Origin of the sequence: Pseudomonas sp. KCJK8993, assembly GCF_046230915.1 — a bacterium.
Lineage (GTDB): Bacteria > Pseudomonadota > Gammaproteobacteria > Pseudomonadales > Pseudomonadaceae > Aquipseudomonas > Aquipseudomonas piscis.
This window is the reverse complement of sequence record NZ_JBJJLO010000139.1, coordinates 1-15,281: the sequence shown is the minus strand read 5'-3', so window position 1 is coordinate 15,281 and position 15,281 is coordinate 1. Positions and strand designations below refer to the sequence as shown.

12 protein-coding genes are annotated in these 15,281 nt (G+C 65.0%); 5 read left to right on the top strand and 7 right to left on the bottom strand.

Features of this window, described 5'->3' with window-relative positions; translation table 11 throughout:
* The first annotated feature begins 192 nt into the window (after nucleotides 1-192).
* The 5 genes from lon to cmoB all read left to right on the top strand — a co-directional run bounded on the left by lon (nucleotide 193) and on the right by cmoB (nucleotide 5,629).
* Entirely contained in the window at nucleotides 193-2,613 is a 2,421-nt protein-coding gene (gene lon / locus ACK6AU_RS28480) for an endopeptidase La (protein ID WP_260497946.1), read from the top strand.
* Nucleotides 2,614-2,791: 178 nt separating this feature from the next.
* Nucleotides 2,792-3,184, top strand: a complete 393-nt coding sequence (locus ACK6AU_RS28475) for a protease inhibitor I42 family protein (RefSeq protein WP_409302876.1) — start codon at nucleotides 2,792-2,794, stop codon at nucleotides 3,182-3,184.
* Nucleotide 3,185: 1 nt separating this feature from the next.
* Nucleotides 3,186-3,821, top strand: a complete 636-nt coding sequence (locus ACK6AU_RS28470; RefSeq protein WP_185698540.1) for a lysoplasmalogenase — start codon at nucleotides 3,186-3,188, stop codon at nucleotides 3,819-3,821.
* Between the two features lie 111 nt (nucleotides 3,822-3,932).
* Entirely contained in the window at nucleotides 3,933-4,676 is a 744-nt protein-coding gene (cmoA, locus tag ACK6AU_RS28465; RefSeq protein ID WP_022640667.1) for a carboxy-S-adenosyl-L-methionine synthase CmoA, read from the top strand.
* Nucleotides 4,673-5,629, top strand: a complete 957-nt coding sequence (gene cmoB / locus ACK6AU_RS28460; RefSeq protein WP_185698541.1) for a tRNA 5-methoxyuridine(34)/uridine 5-oxyacetic acid(34) synthase CmoB — start codon at nucleotides 4,673-4,675, stop codon at nucleotides 5,627-5,629. The genes cmoA and cmoB overlap by 4 nt, the downstream gene beginning before the upstream one ends.
* A 125-nt stretch (nucleotides 5,630-5,754) precedes the next feature.
* Here cmoB and tadA read toward each other — a convergent pair whose 3' ends face one another.
* The 7 genes from tadA to treP form a co-directional block, all read right to left on the bottom strand.
* Nucleotides 5,755-6,249: a tRNA adenosine(34) deaminase TadA gene (tadA, locus tag ACK6AU_RS28455; RefSeq protein WP_409302873.1), complete on the bottom strand. Its 495-nt coding sequence runs from the start codon at nucleotides 6,247-6,249 to the stop codon at nucleotides 5,755-5,757.
* The gene (locus tag ACK6AU_RS28450; RefSeq protein ID WP_185698543.1) at nucleotides 6,249-7,631 is read right to left on the bottom strand and encodes a multicopper oxidase family protein; all 1,383 of its coding nucleotides are present in this window, start codon (nucleotides 7,629-7,631) and stop codon (nucleotides 6,249-6,251) included. Before ACK6AU_RS28450 ends, tadA begins: the two co-directional genes overlap by 1 nt.
* 127 nt (nucleotides 7,632-7,758) lie before the next feature.
* Nucleotides 7,759-8,049 (bottom strand): PTS glucose transporter subunit IIB, encoded by a 291-nt coding sequence (locus ACK6AU_RS28445; protein ID WP_409302871.1) that lies wholly within the window; start codon nucleotides 8,047-8,049, stop codon nucleotides 7,759-7,761.
* Nucleotides 8,050-8,051: 2 nt separating this feature from the next.
* Nucleotides 8,052-10,583: a phosphoenolpyruvate--protein phosphotransferase gene (gene ptsP, locus ACK6AU_RS28440; protein WP_409302869.1), complete on the bottom strand. Its 2,532-nt coding sequence runs from the start codon at nucleotides 10,581-10,583 to the stop codon at nucleotides 8,052-8,054.
* Between the two features lie 60 nt (nucleotides 10,584-10,643).
* Nucleotides 10,644-11,867 carry a maltoporin gene (locus tag ACK6AU_RS28435; RefSeq protein WP_409302867.1) on the bottom strand — a complete coding sequence of 408 codons (1,224 nt, stop codon included), beginning with the start codon at nucleotides 11,865-11,867 and terminating at the stop codon, nucleotides 10,644-10,646.
* 123 nt (nucleotides 11,868-11,990) lie between these two features.
* Complete coding sequence (treC, locus tag ACK6AU_RS28430; protein WP_409302865.1) at nucleotides 11,991-13,640, bottom strand: alpha,alpha-phosphotrehalase; 1,650 nt, start codon at nucleotides 13,638-13,640, stop codon at nucleotides 11,991-11,993.
* Between the two features lie 52 nt (nucleotides 13,641-13,692).
* The gene (gene treP / locus ACK6AU_RS28425) at nucleotides 13,693-15,135 is read right to left on the bottom strand and encodes a PTS system trehalose-specific EIIBC component (RefSeq protein WP_409302863.1); all 1,443 of its coding nucleotides are present in this window, start codon (nucleotides 15,133-15,135) and stop codon (nucleotides 13,693-13,695) included.
* Nucleotides 15,136-15,281: the final 146 nt, after the last annotated feature.

Genomic DNA, 15,281 nt, shown 5'->3' with positions numbered 1-15,281 from the left:
CGGGGCGCCCCGGGGTTCTCGGGGCCTGGGGGATGTGTATAAGAGACAACCCCGCAAACACGCCTGGGCGTGGCAACTTGCATCAGCAATGATGACCGCCGCCTACGGAAAAAAGCTGTAACCCTTGCCCCATTGAAACCCGCCATGACCCGCCCCATCTAACCCTGCATAGCCCATCGTGCAGGAGCCTCCATGAGCGATCAGCAAGAATTCCCCGAAGATCCGCGTGACTACGTCGAGCCGGATGCAACCGAACATCCGGTCGCCCATGGCACCGACCTGGCGCTGCCGGGGCAAAGGCTTCCGGACAAGGTCTACATCATCCCGATCCACAACCGGCCGTTCTTCCCGGCCCAGGTCCTGCCGGTCATCGTCAATGAAGAGCCCTGGGCCGAGACCCTGGAGTTGGTGAGCAAGTCCGAGCATCACTCCCTGGCCCTGTTCTTCATGGATACCCCCCAGGAAGACCCACGACATTTCGACACTTCGGCGCTGCCGGAGTACGGCACCCTGGTCAAGGTCCACCACGCCAGCCGTGAGAACGGCAAGCTGCAGTTCGTCGCCCAGGGCCTGACCCGGGTGCGGATACGCACCTGGCTCAAGCACCATCGCCCGCCTTACCTGGTGGAAGTCGAATACCCGCGCCAGCCCGCCGAGCCCACCGACGAAGTCAAGGCCTACGGCATGGCGCTGATCAACGCGATCAAGGAACTGCTGCCGCTCAACCCGCTGTACAGCGAAGAGTTGAAGAACTACCTCAATCGCTTCAGCCCCAACGATCCATCGCCGCTGACCGACTTCGCCGCCGCCCTGACCTCCGCCACCGGCAACGAGTTGCAGGAAGTGCTCGACTGCGTGCCCATGCTCAAGCGCATGGAGAAAGTCCTGCCGATGCTGCGCAAGGAAGTGGAAGTCGCACGGCTGCAGAAAGAAATTTCCGCCGAGGTCAACCGCAAGATCGGCGAGCATCAGCGCGAGTTCTTCCTCAAGGAACAACTCAAGGTGATCCAGCAGGAACTGGGGCTGACCAAGGACGATCGCAGCGCCGACCTGGAACAGTTCGAGCAGCGCCTGCAGGGCAAGGTCCTGCCACCCCAGGCGCAGAAACGCATCACCGAGGAAATGAACAAGCTGTCGATCCTCGAGACCGGCTCGCCGGAATATGCGGTCACCCGCAACTACCTGGAATGGGCCACCGCCGTGCCTTGGGGCATCTATGGCCAGGACAAGCTCGACCTCAAGCACGCGCGCAAAGTGCTGGACCAGCACCACGCTGGCCTGGACGACATCAAGAACCGCATCCTCGAGTTCCTCGCGGTGGGTGCGTACAAGGGCGAGATCAGCGGCTCCATCGTGCTGCTGGTGGGTCCGCCCGGCGTGGGCAAGACCAGCGTCGGCAAATCCATCGCCGAATCCCTGGGCCGCCCCTTCTACCGCTTCAGCGTCGGCGGCATGCGCGATGAGGCCGAGATCAAGGGCCACCGCCGCACCTACATCGGCGCCCAGCCGGGCAAGCTGGTGCAGGCTCTGAAGGAAGTGGAGGTGATGAACCCGGTGATCATGCTCGACGAGATCGACAAGATGGGCCAGAGCTACCAGGGCGATCCGGCCTCGGCACTGCTGGAGACCCTCGACCCGGAGCAGAACGTCGACTTCCTCGACCACTACCTGGACCTGCGCATGGACCTGTCCAAAGTGCTGTTCGTGTGCACCGCCAACACCTTGGACTCGATCCCCGGGCCGCTGCTGGACCGCATGGAAGTGATTCGCCTGTCGGGTTACATCACCGAGGAAAAACTCGCCATCGCCAAGCGCCACCTATGGCCCAAGCAACTGGCGAAGGCCGGGGTGGCCAAGGCCAGCCTGGGCATCAGCGACAGCGCCCTGCGCACGGTGATCGACAGCTATGCCCGGGAAGCCGGGGTGCGCCAGCTGGAGAAGCAACTGGGCAAGCTGGTGCGCAAGGCCGTGGTGCGGCTGCTGGACGAACCGGACGCCCGTATCAAGATCGGCCCCAAGGACCTGGAGGCGTCCCTGGGCATGGCGGTGTTCCGCAACGAACAGGTGCTCAGTGGCGTCGGGGTCATCACCGGGCTGGCCTGGACCAGCATGGGCGGGGCGACCCTGCCCATCGAGGCCACGCGCATTCATACCCACAACCGCGGCTTCAAGCTCACCGGCCAGCTGGGCGATGTGATGAAGGAGTCGGCGGAAATCGCCTACAGCTACGTCAGCTCGCACCTCAAGCAGTTCGGTGGCGACAGCAAGTTCTTCGACGAAGCCTTCGTCCACTTGCACGTACCCGAAGGCGCCACGCCCAAGGATGGCCCCAGCGCCGGGGTGACCATGGCCAGCGCCCTGCTGTCCCTGGCTCGTAACCAGCCACCGAAGAAAGGGGTGGCCATGACCGGCGAGCTGACGCTCACCGGCCACGTGCTGCCCATTGGCGGGGTACGCGAGAAGGTGATTGCCGCGCGCCGGCAGAAGATCCACGAGCTGATCCTGCCGGAGCCCAACCGTGGGCACTTCGAGGAACTGCCGGACTACCTCAAGGAAGGCCTCACCGTGCATTTCGCCAAGCGCTTCGCCGACGTGGCCAAGGTACTGTTCTAACCCGGGCCCTGCAGGAGCGGGGCTTGCCCGCGACGAAAACGACGCACGGTACCTGACGTACCGCGTCGTCGTTCATCGCGAACCAGCTTCGTTCCTGCAACCGCCCAGCCCCGCCACACATTTCTCCATCTTCAGTTATGCTCGCCGTTCGTCGTGAATGATCGGAGCTTCCTGACCCATGCCCGCCAACCGCCTGCTTATCTTGCTCAGCGTTGCCCTGCTGGCCGCCTGCGCGAGCCAACCCAAGCAAAACGTCACCGTGGAAAACCAGAGTGAGTGCCCGCTGCAGCTGCACAACGGCCAGAACTTGATCGTCACCCTGCCGAGCAACCCCACCACGGGCTATCGCTGGGCGATCCAGGACTCGGCGGGCGGCATCCTGCGCAAGGTCAGCCCGGAGGTCTACAGCAATCCGGATGACACCGGCCTGGTCGGCAGCGGCGGCTTCTCCACCTGGCGTTTCCAGGCCTTCGCCAACGGCACGGGCCGCCTGCTGCTGACCTACCAGCAGCCCTGGGCGCCGGAGGAAGCGCCGGTCAAGGCCTTCGACTGCTCGATCATGGTCAATTGACATGGGCTGGCTAATCCTTGCGCTGATGGGCGCCGCGACCTTCATCTACGGCACCGCCATACATGCCACCCTGCTCTGCCTGCTGGTCAAGCCCCTGCCGGTACTGGCCCTGCTGGGCTGGCTGCACGATGCGCCCTCGGGGGACTACCGGCGCTGGATCATCATCGGCCTGCTGTTCTCGGTGCTGGGGGACATCCTGCTGGCCTGGCCCATGGACCTGTTCGTGTTCGGCCTGGGCGCCTTCCTGGTGGCCCACCTGGCCTACCTCAAGGCCTACCTGAGCGACTGCCGGCGCCTGGCGCCGCTGCCGCTGCTGCTGGCCCTGGCCATCGGCGTGGCGTTGCTGAGCGTGCTGATCGCCCATGGCCTGGGGCCGCTGCTGGTGCCGGTGATCGTCTATGCCCTGACCATCAGCGCCATGCTCTGGCGGGCCCTGGCGCGGCTGGGCACGGCGGTGCCCAAGCGTTCGGCGGCCCTGGCCGCGCTCGGTGCCTTGAGCTTCGCCTTCTCCGACAGCCTGATCGGCCTGAGCCGCTTCGTCGCCGCCTTCGATGCCGCGCCCTACCTGATCATCATCTTCTACTGGCTGGGCCAGTGGGGCATCGCCGCTTCGGCCTTCAGCCAGAAGCCGCGCTAGCCCCGGGATGGGCGACACCCATTGTCGCCCTAGCCTTCCCAGGCCTTATCGCAGCCAGCCACAGCGGCTACAATGCCGCCCCTCTTTTTTATCGCCATCGCTGGAACCGCCGTGAGCAAAGAACCCGACCGCCTATTCGCCCAGCCCCTGGCCCAGGTGCCCGACTTCGCCTTCAACGAAGACGTGGTGCGGGTCTTCCCGGACATGATCAAGCGCTCGGTACCCGGCTACCCGACCATCGTCGAGAACCTCGGGGTCCTGGCGGCGCAGTTCGCCCAGCCCCACAGCGTGCTCTACGACCTCGGGGCGTCCCTCGGGGCGGTGACCCAGGCCTTGCGTCGCCATGTGCGCAGCGATGGCTGCCGGGTGATCGCCGTGGACAACTCGGCGGCCATGGTCGAGCGCTGCCGGGAATACCTCAACGGCCAGGACTCGATGTTCCAGGAGCTTTTGCCCGTGCAAGTGGTGGAGGGCGATATCCTGGCCCTGGAGTTCCAGCCGGCCTCGGTGGTGGCGATGAACTTCACCTTGCAGTTCATCGCCCCTGAACAGCGCCAGGCCTTGCTGACGCGCATCCGCCAGGCACTGCTGCCCGGCGGCGCGCTGATCCTCTCGGAAAAGCTGCGCTTCAACGACGTCCAGGAACATGAGCTGCTCACCGACCTGCACGTCGCCTTCAAGCGCGCCAATGGCTACAGCGAACTGGAGATTGCCCAGAAGCGCAGCGCCATCGAGAACGTCATGAAGCCCGACAGCCTCGAGGAACACCGCGAACGCCTGCTGGCCGCCGGCTTCTCGAAAGTCGTGCCCTGGTTCCAATGCCTTAATTTCGCTTCGTTGATTGCCCTGCCATGATCGATCTGTCCCCCCTGGCCCGCCATCTGGTGGGCACTCCCCTGGCCGTCTGGGCCCAGGGCCTGCAAGCGCAACTCGATGCCAAGATGGAAAAGGGCCATGGCGACCTGGCCCGCTGGCAGAGCGCGCTGGACGCCCTGCCGGACGTGCGCCCCAGTGAAATCGACTTGCTCAATGGCCTGGTCCTGGACAGCGACTGCGACGCCGCGACCCGCGAGCGGATGCGCACTGCCCTGATGGGCCTGAGCCCCTGGCGCAAGGGCCCGTTCGACCTGTTCGGCGTGCATGTGGACACCGAGTGGCGCTCGGACTGGAAGTGGTCGCGAGTCGCGCCGCACCTTGACCTGCACGGCAAGCGCATCCTCGATGTCGGCTGCGGTAACGGCTACTACATGTGGCGCATGCTCGGCGCCGGTGCCGACAGCGTGATCGGCGTCGATCCGAACTGGCTGTTCTTCTGCCAGTTCCAGGCGGTGCAGCGCTACCTGGAACAACCCAAGGCCTGGCACCTGCCGTTCCCGTTCGAGGACCTGCCGCCGAACCTCGAGGGTTTCGACACCGTGTTCTCCATGGGCGTGTTCTACCATCGCCGCTCGCCCATCGAGCACCTGCTGGCGCTCAAGGACTGCCTGGTCAAGGGGGGTGAACTGGTGTTGGAGACCCTGGTGGTCGAAGGCGACCAGCAGCAGGTGCTGGTGCCGCAAGACCGTTACGCGCAGATGCGCAACGTGTGGTTCCTGCCATCGGTGCCGGCCCTGGAACTGTGGCTGCGCCGCGCCGGGTTCAGCGACGTGCGCTGCGTGGACGTCAACCTGACCAGCGTGCAGGAACAGCGGGCCACCGAGTGGATGAAGTACCAGTCCCTGAGCGACTTCCTCGATCCCGCCGACCACCGCAAGACCATCGAAGGCCTGCCGGCGCCGATGCGCGCCGTGATCGTCGCCAGGAAATGAATCCCCCGTATCCGTAGGATGCGAGGCTGGCCCTCTATAGCGATATCGAACACCACACCCGGTTCAAGGTGAGCATGCCCGGGCTGGCGTCATCGCGAGCAAGCTTCGCTCCTGCAGGGGGGTGTTCAGTCGCGGCTGGCCCGCCGTGCCTTGAAGAACTCGCTGAGCACCGTGCCGCACTCCTCGGCCAGCACCCCACCTTCGTACAGCACCCGGTGGTTGAGAAAGCCCTGGGTGAAAAACTGCCCCTGGCTCTGCACGATGCCCGCCTTGGGCTCCAAGGCGCCGTAGACCACCCGGGCGATACGTGAATGGACGATCAGCCCGGCACACATGCTGCAGGGCTCCAGGGTGACGTACAGGGTGCTGCCCGGCAGGCGGTAGTTGCTCACCGCCTGGGCTGCGGCGCGAATGGCCACCATCTCGGCATGGGCGCTGGGATCGCTGCCGCTGATCGGGCAGTTGTAGCCGCGACCGATGATCTCGCCGTTGAGTACCAACACCGCACCCACGGGAACCTCCCCGAGGGCGGCCCCTTGGGCAGCCAGGGCCAGGGCCTCGCGCATGAACGCCTGGTCGCGGCTGCGATCGATGATCGGTGCCGGGCGAATCTGGCGCATCACACCACCTCGATCGCGGCCATCAGGCCGGTTTCCATGTGGTCGATCACATGGCAGTGGAACATCCAGGTGCCCGGGTTATCGGCCACCAGCGCCACCTGGGCGCGTTCGTTCTTGCCCAGCAGGTAGGTGTCGGTGAACCAGGGCTCGACGATCTGGCGGCGATTGGAAGCGATCACCTTGAAGCTCATGCCGTGCAGGTGGATAGGGTGCTGGTACTGGGTCATGTTCTTGAGCTCGAAGATGTAGCTCTTGCCCTTCTTCAAGGTGGCGATCGGACGATCGGCGCAGGTCTTGTCGGTGATATCCCAGGCCTGGCCGTTGATCTGCCACAGGCTCGGCGGCTTGCCGTTCTCGGTGTTCACCGAGACCTTGCCGGCCCACTCGAAATTGAAGTTGAGCTTCTCGGCCTTTTCCAGGTCCGGCTCGGCGATGGGGTTGGCCGGCAGCGCCTTGGGCCAGTCGCCGGGGGCTTCGCTGCTGGCCACCGAACGCAGGGTGCCCAGGCGCACGAAGCCATCGCGCAGGGAGATTTCCTCGCCGGCCTCGGGAATGCGGATGGCCAGGCAGATGCGCATGCCCGGGCCGAGCCAGTAGTCGTCGTCCAGCGGGCGCGGGGTGATCGGGTTGCCGTCGAGGGCATAGATCATCGCCTCGCAGTTGCCCTTGAGGTTGAGGCGATAGGTCCAGGTGTTGTCCAGGTTCAGCAGGCGCACCCGCACCACCTGCCCGGCCGGCAGCTCGGTCACCGCCTCGGCCTGGCCGTTGATGGTGATCAGGCGTCCCGCGGTGCCATTGCGTGCGGCCTCGCGCGGTACGCTGAAGGGCATCCAGGCGCCCTGCTCGTCCACGTGCCAGGTCTTCAGGCTCAGGGTGCGCTCATGCTTGAAGCCGGTCGGCTCGCGCTCCTCGACGATCAGTGGGCCGACCAGGCCCCGACCCAGTTCCTCGGAACTGCTGACATGGGGGTGGTACCAGTAGCTGCCGGCATCCGGCACGCGGAACTTGTAGTCGAAGAACTCGCCCGGCTTGACCGGCAGCTGCGAGACGTAGGGCACGCCGTCCATTTCCAGCGGCAGGCGGATGCCGTGCCAATGAATGGTGGTTTCCACCGGCAGGTGGTTGATGAAGCGCACCCGCAACCAGGTGCCCTGGCGGACCCGCAATTCGGTGCCCGGCGCCGACGGCCCGAAGGCCCAGGCCTGGGTCTTGAAACCCGCTACCAGCTCGACATCCAGCGGGGCGGCGATCAACTCGTAGTCGTGCCCGGCATTGTCGTCCGCGACCTTGCCCAGCCAGTAACGCGACGCACCGCCGGCGCCCACGCCAACCACCACCAGACCGGCCAGACCACCGAGTATTTGTCGACGGGTAAAGGACATGGACTCAACTACCTCACGTATCTGCCGCGGGCCCGGGCCCGCAAAAAGGCGAATACGATACACCCGCAGTTGAGAAACAGTAAGGCCGGCGCGGCGACGGGACGCAGATGCAGGGCCGTGGTTGCGCTCAGCCCTGCAGCCCCAGCAACAGATGCACCACCCCGCCTGCCAGGGGCATCACCGCCGGCACTCCAGCCTTGGCCAGGGCAGTGCTGTCGAGCAAGTGCGGGTCATGCAGCTCCAGGCGCAACCGGGTCAGGGCCAGCCATTGCTGGCTCTTGATATTGGCAGGTCCGCCCAATGCCGCCAGCGTCGGTTCATCCAGGGCATGACCGCCAGCCTTGGGCGCTTTCGGCTGGTCGGGCACCAGGTCCGGAGTCAGGGCTTTCCAGAACGCCCGCTGTAGTTTCTCGAACATCTTCAGTTCTCCAGGACCGGTGAGTGAGCGGCAAGCGGTTGGCGATGCAGGCATTCACGCACCTGGGCAGCATCCTCCAGATTAACGATGTGCGCGGCCAGCGCCTGGCACTGGGCCAGGTCCAGCTCCCGCACCCGGGCCTTGATGGCCGGGATCAGCGGCACGCTCACCGACAACTCATCCACCCCCAGGCCCAGCAACAGCGGCACCGCCAGGGTTTCAGAAGCCAGCGCACCGCACACACCGACCCACTTGCCGTGGGCATGGGCGGCCTGGACCGTGGTGGCGATCAGGCGCAGCACCGCCGGGTGGAAGCTGTCAGCCTGGCTGGCCAGGCGCGGATGGTCGCGGTCCATGGCCAGGGTGTACTGGGTCAGGTCGTTGGTGCCGATGGAAAAGAAATCCACTTCCGGGGCGAAGCGATCCGCCAGCAACGCCGCCGACGGCACCTCGACCATGATCCCCAGCCGGGGTGATTGCGCCAGCCCCAGGGCCTGGACCTCCTGCTCCAGCCACTGGCGCGCCTGGCGCAGCTCCGCGAGCTGGCTGACCATCGGCAACATGATGTGCAGGCGGGCCTGCCCGGCGCTGGCCAGGATCGCCCGGAATTGCTCCCGTAGCAGTTCCGGACGCGCCAGGCACAGGCGAATGCCGCGCAGGCCGAGAAAGGGGTTGGCCTCGCTGTCCATCGGCACATAGGCCAGGGGTTTGTCGCCGCCCACATCCAGGGTGCGCACCACCAGGTTGCGTTCGGGCCCCAGGGCCTGGGCGATGGTCCGATAGGTGGCTGCCTGTTCCTGCGGGCTCGGCGCCTGGGTGCGGTCCTGGTAGAGAAACTCCGAACGCAACAGGCCGACACCATCGCCCCCCAGGCTGACGGCCTGCTCGGCCTCCGCCAGGCAGGCAATGTTGGCCGTGACCTCAAGGTGATGACCATCGAGGGTTACCGCCGGCAGCGCCGCCTGGGCCAGGTCCCGGTGCTGGCGCTGGCGTTGTTGTTCGCGCTGGGCATCCAGTTGCCGCAGCAATTGCGGGTCAGGGTCCGAGTGCAGTTCGCCACGATCGGCATCCAGCAGTACCGGCGTACCGTCGGCCAGGGACAGCACCTGGGGCGACAGGCCACAGAGCGCCGGTAGCCCCAGGGCTCGGGCCAGGATCGCCACATGGCTGGTGGCGCCACCGCCCACGGTGACAAAACCCAGCACCCGGGTGGTATCCAGGCTCGCGGTTTGCGAAGGGGTCAATTGCTCGGCCACCAGGATGGCCTGGTCCGGCAGGTCCATGGCCTGTTCCCGCACGCCAAGAATCAGCTCCAGTACCCGCTGGCCAACATCCGCCAGATCCACCGCACGCTCAGCCAAGAGGCTGCTGCCCAGGCTTTGGAACAGCTCGGCGGTGACCTCGATGGCGCTGTTCCAGGCAAAGGCGGCGCTCTTGCCGCTGGCGATCAGCGACTCGGCCTGCTCCAGCAGGCTCGGGTCGTCCAGCAACTCCTGGTGCGCGCGGAAGATGTTCTGTTGCGCTTCACCCGGGGCATCGTCCCGCAGCCGTTGCAGGGCACTGGCCGCCTGGCGCAGGGCCCGCGCCAGGGCTTGGCGCTCCTGCTGCGGACGGGTTGCCTGTTCAATGATTTGCAAGCGCGGCGGCGCCACTTGCCGCACCTGGCCGAAGGCCGAGCCCGGTGAAGCACAGACCCCGCGCAGGATGGCCCCTGGCACATCATCCGATACAGCTGGGGATACGGCTTTGGGCAGCGCAGCGACCGGCTCCCCACAGCCGGAGGCCAGCAGCGCCACCAGGGCCTGGATCGCCTGCTCGGCATCCGTGCCCACGGCACTGACCTGCAAGGCATCGCCCTGGACCGTCTGCAAGGCCATGATCGATACCAGGGACTTGGCGTTGGCCGTATCGCTGCGCCGGTGCAGGCAAATGTTCGCGGCAAAACCCTTGGCAGCCTGGGCCAGCAGGGCCGCCGGACGCGCATGCAGGCCCTGGGGATTGCCCAGGATCAGTGGCTTGGAAAACAGCGCCTCGCCCTCGGCAGCAGGGGTCTGGGCAGGGGCCTGGGCAGCCAGGTCAAGCTGTAGCAGCGGCTGGCCCTGTTCCACCAACCGGCGCTCATCCACCAGTGCGCTCACCGGCTCGCCGCTGACCACCAGCATCAGGGTCAGCAGGCTGCGGGCATGCAGGGCCAGGTAGTCGGCATCGAACTCGATCAGCGCCTGTCCCGCCGCCACCTGCTGGCCTTCGTGGACCAGGCAGGTGAATCCCTTGCCCGCCAGGTTCACCGTGTCCAGCCCGATGTGCATCAGCACCTGCTGGCCCTGCTCGCCGGTAATGCTCACCGCATGGCCACTGGGCTGCAGGTTGCTGACCATTCCGGACAGTGGCGCGCAGAGGGTCTGGGAGGTCGGGTCGATGCACATGCCGTCGCCGATCGCCCGGCTGGAAAACACCGGGTCCGGCACCTGTTCCAGGGGCAGCAGCAGCCCGGACAGGGGCGCGAGCAATTGCAAGGGTTGGGTTATGGCCATGACGTCACCTGCTGTTGATTCCTTGAAATGCCGATGGGGCGCGAGCCCCGGGAGCATCGCTTATTTCCACCAGTACTCAACCTGCAAACCGAGATTCGCCCCATGTCGGGCGCTGCCGAATGCACCGCTGTCGGACAGCGCGGAGCCGGCCGCCAGTTGATTGGCCGCACGCTGGGCCGCCTCGTTCCAGCTGGCATAGGTGTAATACAAGCGCACCTCGGGACGGGCCCAGAACTCCGGCCCCTTGGGCGACCAGGTCGGGGCGAAGGTGAACTTGCTGAGCTTGCGCGTGCCCCCGGGGGCCTCCACCTGATCGTGGCCGAACTCAGCCACCAGCTTGAACTGCTCGGTGATGGCATAGGCCGGGCGCACGCCGAGGGAGATCCAGTTCTGGTCCTGGCCGTCGGGACGGATGTCCTTCTGATAGACCGCCTCAAACTGACCGCCGAAGCGCGGGGTCAGTTGCCAGTCGAAAAACTCCACCAGGCGATAGCTCTTGTTGCTGTCATCCAGATAGGAGTTGCCGGTATAACCCAGGCCGGTGCCCGGGCCTTCGCCGTATTGCAGGGCGAGCTTGTTCTTGCCGCCCAGAAAGCCCTGTTGCACATGCTGGGTGGTGACCGCCCAGCCACTGTGGGCGCCACGGCGATCGGGCTTTTCCAGGTAGCTCAGGCCCAGTTCCAGCTCGCCGCCGGGATTGCTCTGGAAGCCGGCGACGTTGAAGTCGTGACGGGTCACCGCCTGCTTCTGGTAGAGGTTGTCCTTGCGGGAAAAGGCATAGCTGTATTTCAGGTCGCCGATGCGCACGTCCTCGACCCCGCCGCCGGTGGCGCTCTGGTTCCAGTAGTAGAAGTCGGAGATATGGATGTCGTTACGCTTGTAGTAACGACGCCCGGCCCACAGCGAACCGCCATTGAGGCTGGGCAGCTTGGACCACTGGGCATACATCTGCGGCATGCGCGCCGAGCCATTCTCCCCCCGGAAGGTCAGGTTGCGATCGTAGCGGTTGTTGAGCGAGGCCATGCCATCGACGCTGAGCACCGAGCCGTCCTCGAGGGTGTACAGATCCTGGCGCAGCTCCAGCTCGGCGTACTGTTCGCATTCGTTGCCCAGGCGGTATTTGGATGGCGCGCCGGGCAGCTGGAAGCACGATTGCGAACCACTGTTGACCGACGTACCGAGGCCGCTGCGCAGGTAGCCGGAAAACTCCAGGGCCTGGACCGGATAGGGCAAGGCCAGGCACAGGCAGGACGCCGCCAAACCGCGATTGATCGTTGTTTTCATAAGCCACCCCATTATTTTTATTGTGATGTTGGCAACCCCGGGCATCGGCTGGCCGGCGATCGAGGCCCCCGCACCGGCCCTGGTACAGCGCATGCCTGGCAAACGGCAAAAACCACCTGGCTACTAGGCGTCGGCCAGGTGCAGGACGAAGGACTCATAGGGCCGCAGCAGCAACTGCCGGCTGCGCATGGCATCGCCCGGGTAGTTGCTGATCAGCAGCCGCTGTTGCATGCCCGGCTCGATAATCTGCGACGACAATTGGACCTCGCACGGCGCGCCATAGAAGTTGTTCACCACCAACAGGCGCTCGCCCCGCCCTTCGCGCACGTAGATCCAGACCTGCGGGTGGTCGGGCAACAACTGGCGGTAGATGCCGTGCTGGATCAACGCCTGCTCACGGCGCAAGGCGATCAACCGACGATAGTGGTGCAACACCGATTGCGGGTCCTCTTGCTGCGCCTCGACATTGATCTGGCCGGCATTGGCCGCGACCTCGATCCACGGCTCGACGCTGCTGAAACCGGCGTTGGCCCCGGCACTCCACTGCATGGGGGTGCGCCCGTTGTCCCGGGACTTCTGCTGGATCGCCGCCATGATCTGTTGCGGGTCTTCACCGGCCTCGCGCTTGAGGCGGTAGATGTTCAGGGTCTCGACGTCGCGGTATTGCTCGATACGCTGGAAATGCGGATTGGTCATGCCCAGCTCTTCGCCCTGGTAGACGAAGGGCGTGCCCTGCAGCAGGTGCAAGGCGGTGGCCAGCATCTTGGCCGATACCACCCGATGCTCGCCGTCGTCGCCGAACCGCGACACCACCCGGGGCTGGTCGTGATTGCACCAGAACAACGCGTTCCAGCCGCCACCGGCCTGCATGCCGCACTGCCAATCGGAAAGAATGCGCTTGAGTTCGAGGAAGTCGAAATCGGCCCGCAGCCACTTCTGCTGGTTGGGGTAGTCCACCTTCAGGTGATGGAAGTTGAAGGTCATCGACAGCTCCTTCGACTCCGGGTTCGAGTAGCGGATGCAGTGCTCCAGGCAAGTGGAGGACATCTCGCCGACATTCACCAGGTCGTGGCCGGCGAACACCTCCCGATGCATCTCCTGCAGGTATTCATGGACGTTCGGGCCGTCGGTATAGAAACGTCGGCCGTCGCTCTGGTCCTCGGGGAAGTCCACCGGCTTGGAGATCAGGTTGATCACATCCAGGCGAAAGCCGCCGACCCCCTTGTCCCGCCAGAAGCGCATCATCTTGAAGACTTCGGCGCGCACCTGGGGGTTGTCCCAGTTCAGATCGGCCTGGGTGTGATCGAACAGGTGCAGGTAGTACTGGCCGGTCTGCGCCTCGTACTCCCAGGCCGAGCCGCCGAACTTGGACTCCCAGTTGTTGGGCTTGTCGCGCCAGATGTAGAAGTCCCGGTAGGGGTTGTCCAGGCTGCTGCGGGCCTGCTGGAACCAGGTGTGCTCGATGGAGGTGTGGTTGACCACGATGTCGAGCATCAACTTGATGCCGCGCTTGCCGGCCTGCTCGATCAACAGTTCGCAGTCGGCCATGCTGCCGTAGCTGGGATCGATGGCGTAGTAGTCGCTGATGTCATAGCCGTTGTCGCGCTGCGGCGAGCGCAGGAACGGAGTCAGCCACAGGCAGTCGATCCCCAGCCAGTGCAGGTAGTCGAGCTTGTCTACCACGCCCAGCAGGTCACCGGTGGCCTGTCCTGAGTGGCTGTGAAAACTTTTCGGGTAGACCTGGTAGATCACCGAGCGCTGCCAGTCTTGCATGGGGTATTCCTTTGGAAAGTGCACAAGCGTTCACCGCCTCGTGCTGGGCCGCTCAGGCCACGCGGTAACCGGGACGGATGATCTTCAGGCTCAGGCCGCAAGTGAGGACGAAGGGCACTACCAGCGCCACGACCATGCCCACGACGAACATCGGGATGTATTGGGGAATGATCGAGATGAACCCCGGCAACCCACCGACGCCGATGGCCGAGGCCTGGACCTTGTTCAGCGAAAGAAAGACGCTGCCCAGGGCCGAGCCGGTCAGCGCGGCGTAGAACGGAAACTTGTAGCGCAGGTTGACCCCGAACATCGCCGGTTCGGTGATGCCGAAATAAGACGAGATCGCCGAGGTCGAGGCCATGCTGCGGTCCCGGGCGTTGCGGCTCATGGTGAATACCGCCAGGGCGGCACTGCCTTGGGCCAGGTTGGACATGACGATCATCGGCCAGATGAAGGTGCCGCCCTGGGTAGAGATCAGTTGCAGGTCGACCGCCAGGAACATGTGGTGCATGCCGGTGATCACCAGCGGCGCATAGAGCAGGCCGAAGATCGCCCCGCCCACCATCGGCGCCAGCTCGAACAGAATAACCACGCCCTCGGTGATCAGGATTCCCAGGTGGCGGGTCACCGGACCGATGATCGCCAGGGCCAGCACCCCGGTGACCACGATGGTAGTGATGGGCACCACCAGCAGGGTAATGGCATTGGGCACCCTCGCCCGCAGCCACTTCTCGATCACGCTCATCACGTAGGCGGCCAGCAGGATCGGCAGGATCTGCCCCTGGTAGCCGACCTTCTCGATCTGGAACAGGCCAAGGATGTCGAAGTACGGCAGGCTCTGGCCATCCAGGCCAGCCACGGCCTTGCCGTAGTTCCAGGCGTTGAGCAGGTCCGGGTGCACCAGCATCAGGCCCAGGACGATGCCGAGGATCTCGCTGCCGCCAAAGCGCTTGGCCGCCGACCAGCCCACCAGGGCCGGCAGGAACACGAAGGAGGTGTTGGCCATCAGGTTGATCAGGCTCCACAAGCCGTCCAGGTCCGGATGGGCCTCAAGCAGGGTCTGGCCCTCGATGAACATGCCCTTGGCGGCCAGCAGGTTGTTCACCCCCATCAGCAGGCCAGCGATGATCAGGGCCGGCAGGATCGGCATGAACACGTCGGAGAAGACCCGCACCAGGCGCTGCATGGCATGGGCCTTCTGCGCGCCCTTGTGCTTCACATCGGCAATGGTCGAGACGGCAAGGCCGGTTTGCTCGCGCAGCGCCGCGTAGACTTTTTCCACCTCGCCGGGGCCGATCACGACCTGGAACAGGCCACCGGTGAAGAACGAGCCCTTGACCAGGTCGATCTGGTTGAGCGTGGCGCTGTCGACCCGCGCCGGATCCTTGAGGGCCAGGCGCAGGCGAGTCACGCAATGGGCTGCCTGCTCGAGGTTGTCGGCGCCACCGAGGCTGTGCAGCAACTCGCTGGCGATCGTTGAATAGTCGTGGCTCATGCTCGTTCTTCCACCTGGGATTCTTGTTATTGGCAGCACGCAGGAAGGAAAACTACTCGTCTGTACGAGTTAAATCAACAGCTCGTACAGACGAGTTTGTTTTTTTCTTCGAGCCGCCCCACCAGATCCGCTTTCCAGGCCCGGTC

Coding starts and splice junctions, on each gene's coding strand:
- lon (WP_260497946.1), top strand. CDS start 193: ATGAGCGATCAGCAAGAATTCCCCGAAGATCCGCGTGACTACGTCGAG.
- ACK6AU_RS28475 (WP_409302876.1), top strand. CDS start 2,792: ATGCCCGCCAACCGCCTGCTTATCTTGCTCAGCGTTGCCCTGCTGGCC.
- ACK6AU_RS28470 (WP_185698540.1), top strand. CDS start 3,186: ATGGGCTGGCTAATCCTTGCGCTGATGGGCGCCGCGACCTTCATCTAC.
- cmoB (WP_185698541.1), top strand. CDS start 4,673: ATGATCGATCTGTCCCCCCTGGCCCGCCATCTGGTGGGCACTCCCCTG.
- tadA (WP_409302873.1), bottom strand. CDS start 6,249: ATGCGCCAGATTCGCCCGGCACCGATCATCGATCGCAGCCGCGACCAG.
- ACK6AU_RS28450 (WP_185698543.1), bottom strand. CDS start 7,631: ATGTCCTTTACCCGTCGACAAATACTCGGTGGTCTGGCCGGTCTGGTG.
- ACK6AU_RS28445 (WP_409302871.1), bottom strand. CDS start 8,049: ATGTTCGAGAAACTACAGCGGGCGTTCTGGAAAGCCCTGACTCCGGAC.
- ptsP (WP_409302869.1), bottom strand. CDS start 10,583: ATGGCCATAACCCAACCCTTGCAATTGCTCGCGCCCCTGTCCGGGCTG.
- ACK6AU_RS28435 (WP_409302867.1), bottom strand. CDS start 11,867: ATGAAAACAACGATCAATCGCGGTTTGGCGGCGTCCTGCCTGTGCCTG.
- treC (WP_409302865.1), bottom strand. CDS start 13,640: ATGCAAGACTGGCAGCGCTCGGTGATCTACCAGGTCTACCCGAAAAGT.
- treP (WP_409302863.1), bottom strand. CDS start 15,135: ATGAGCCACGACTATTCAACGATCGCCAGCGAGTTGCTGCACAGCCTC.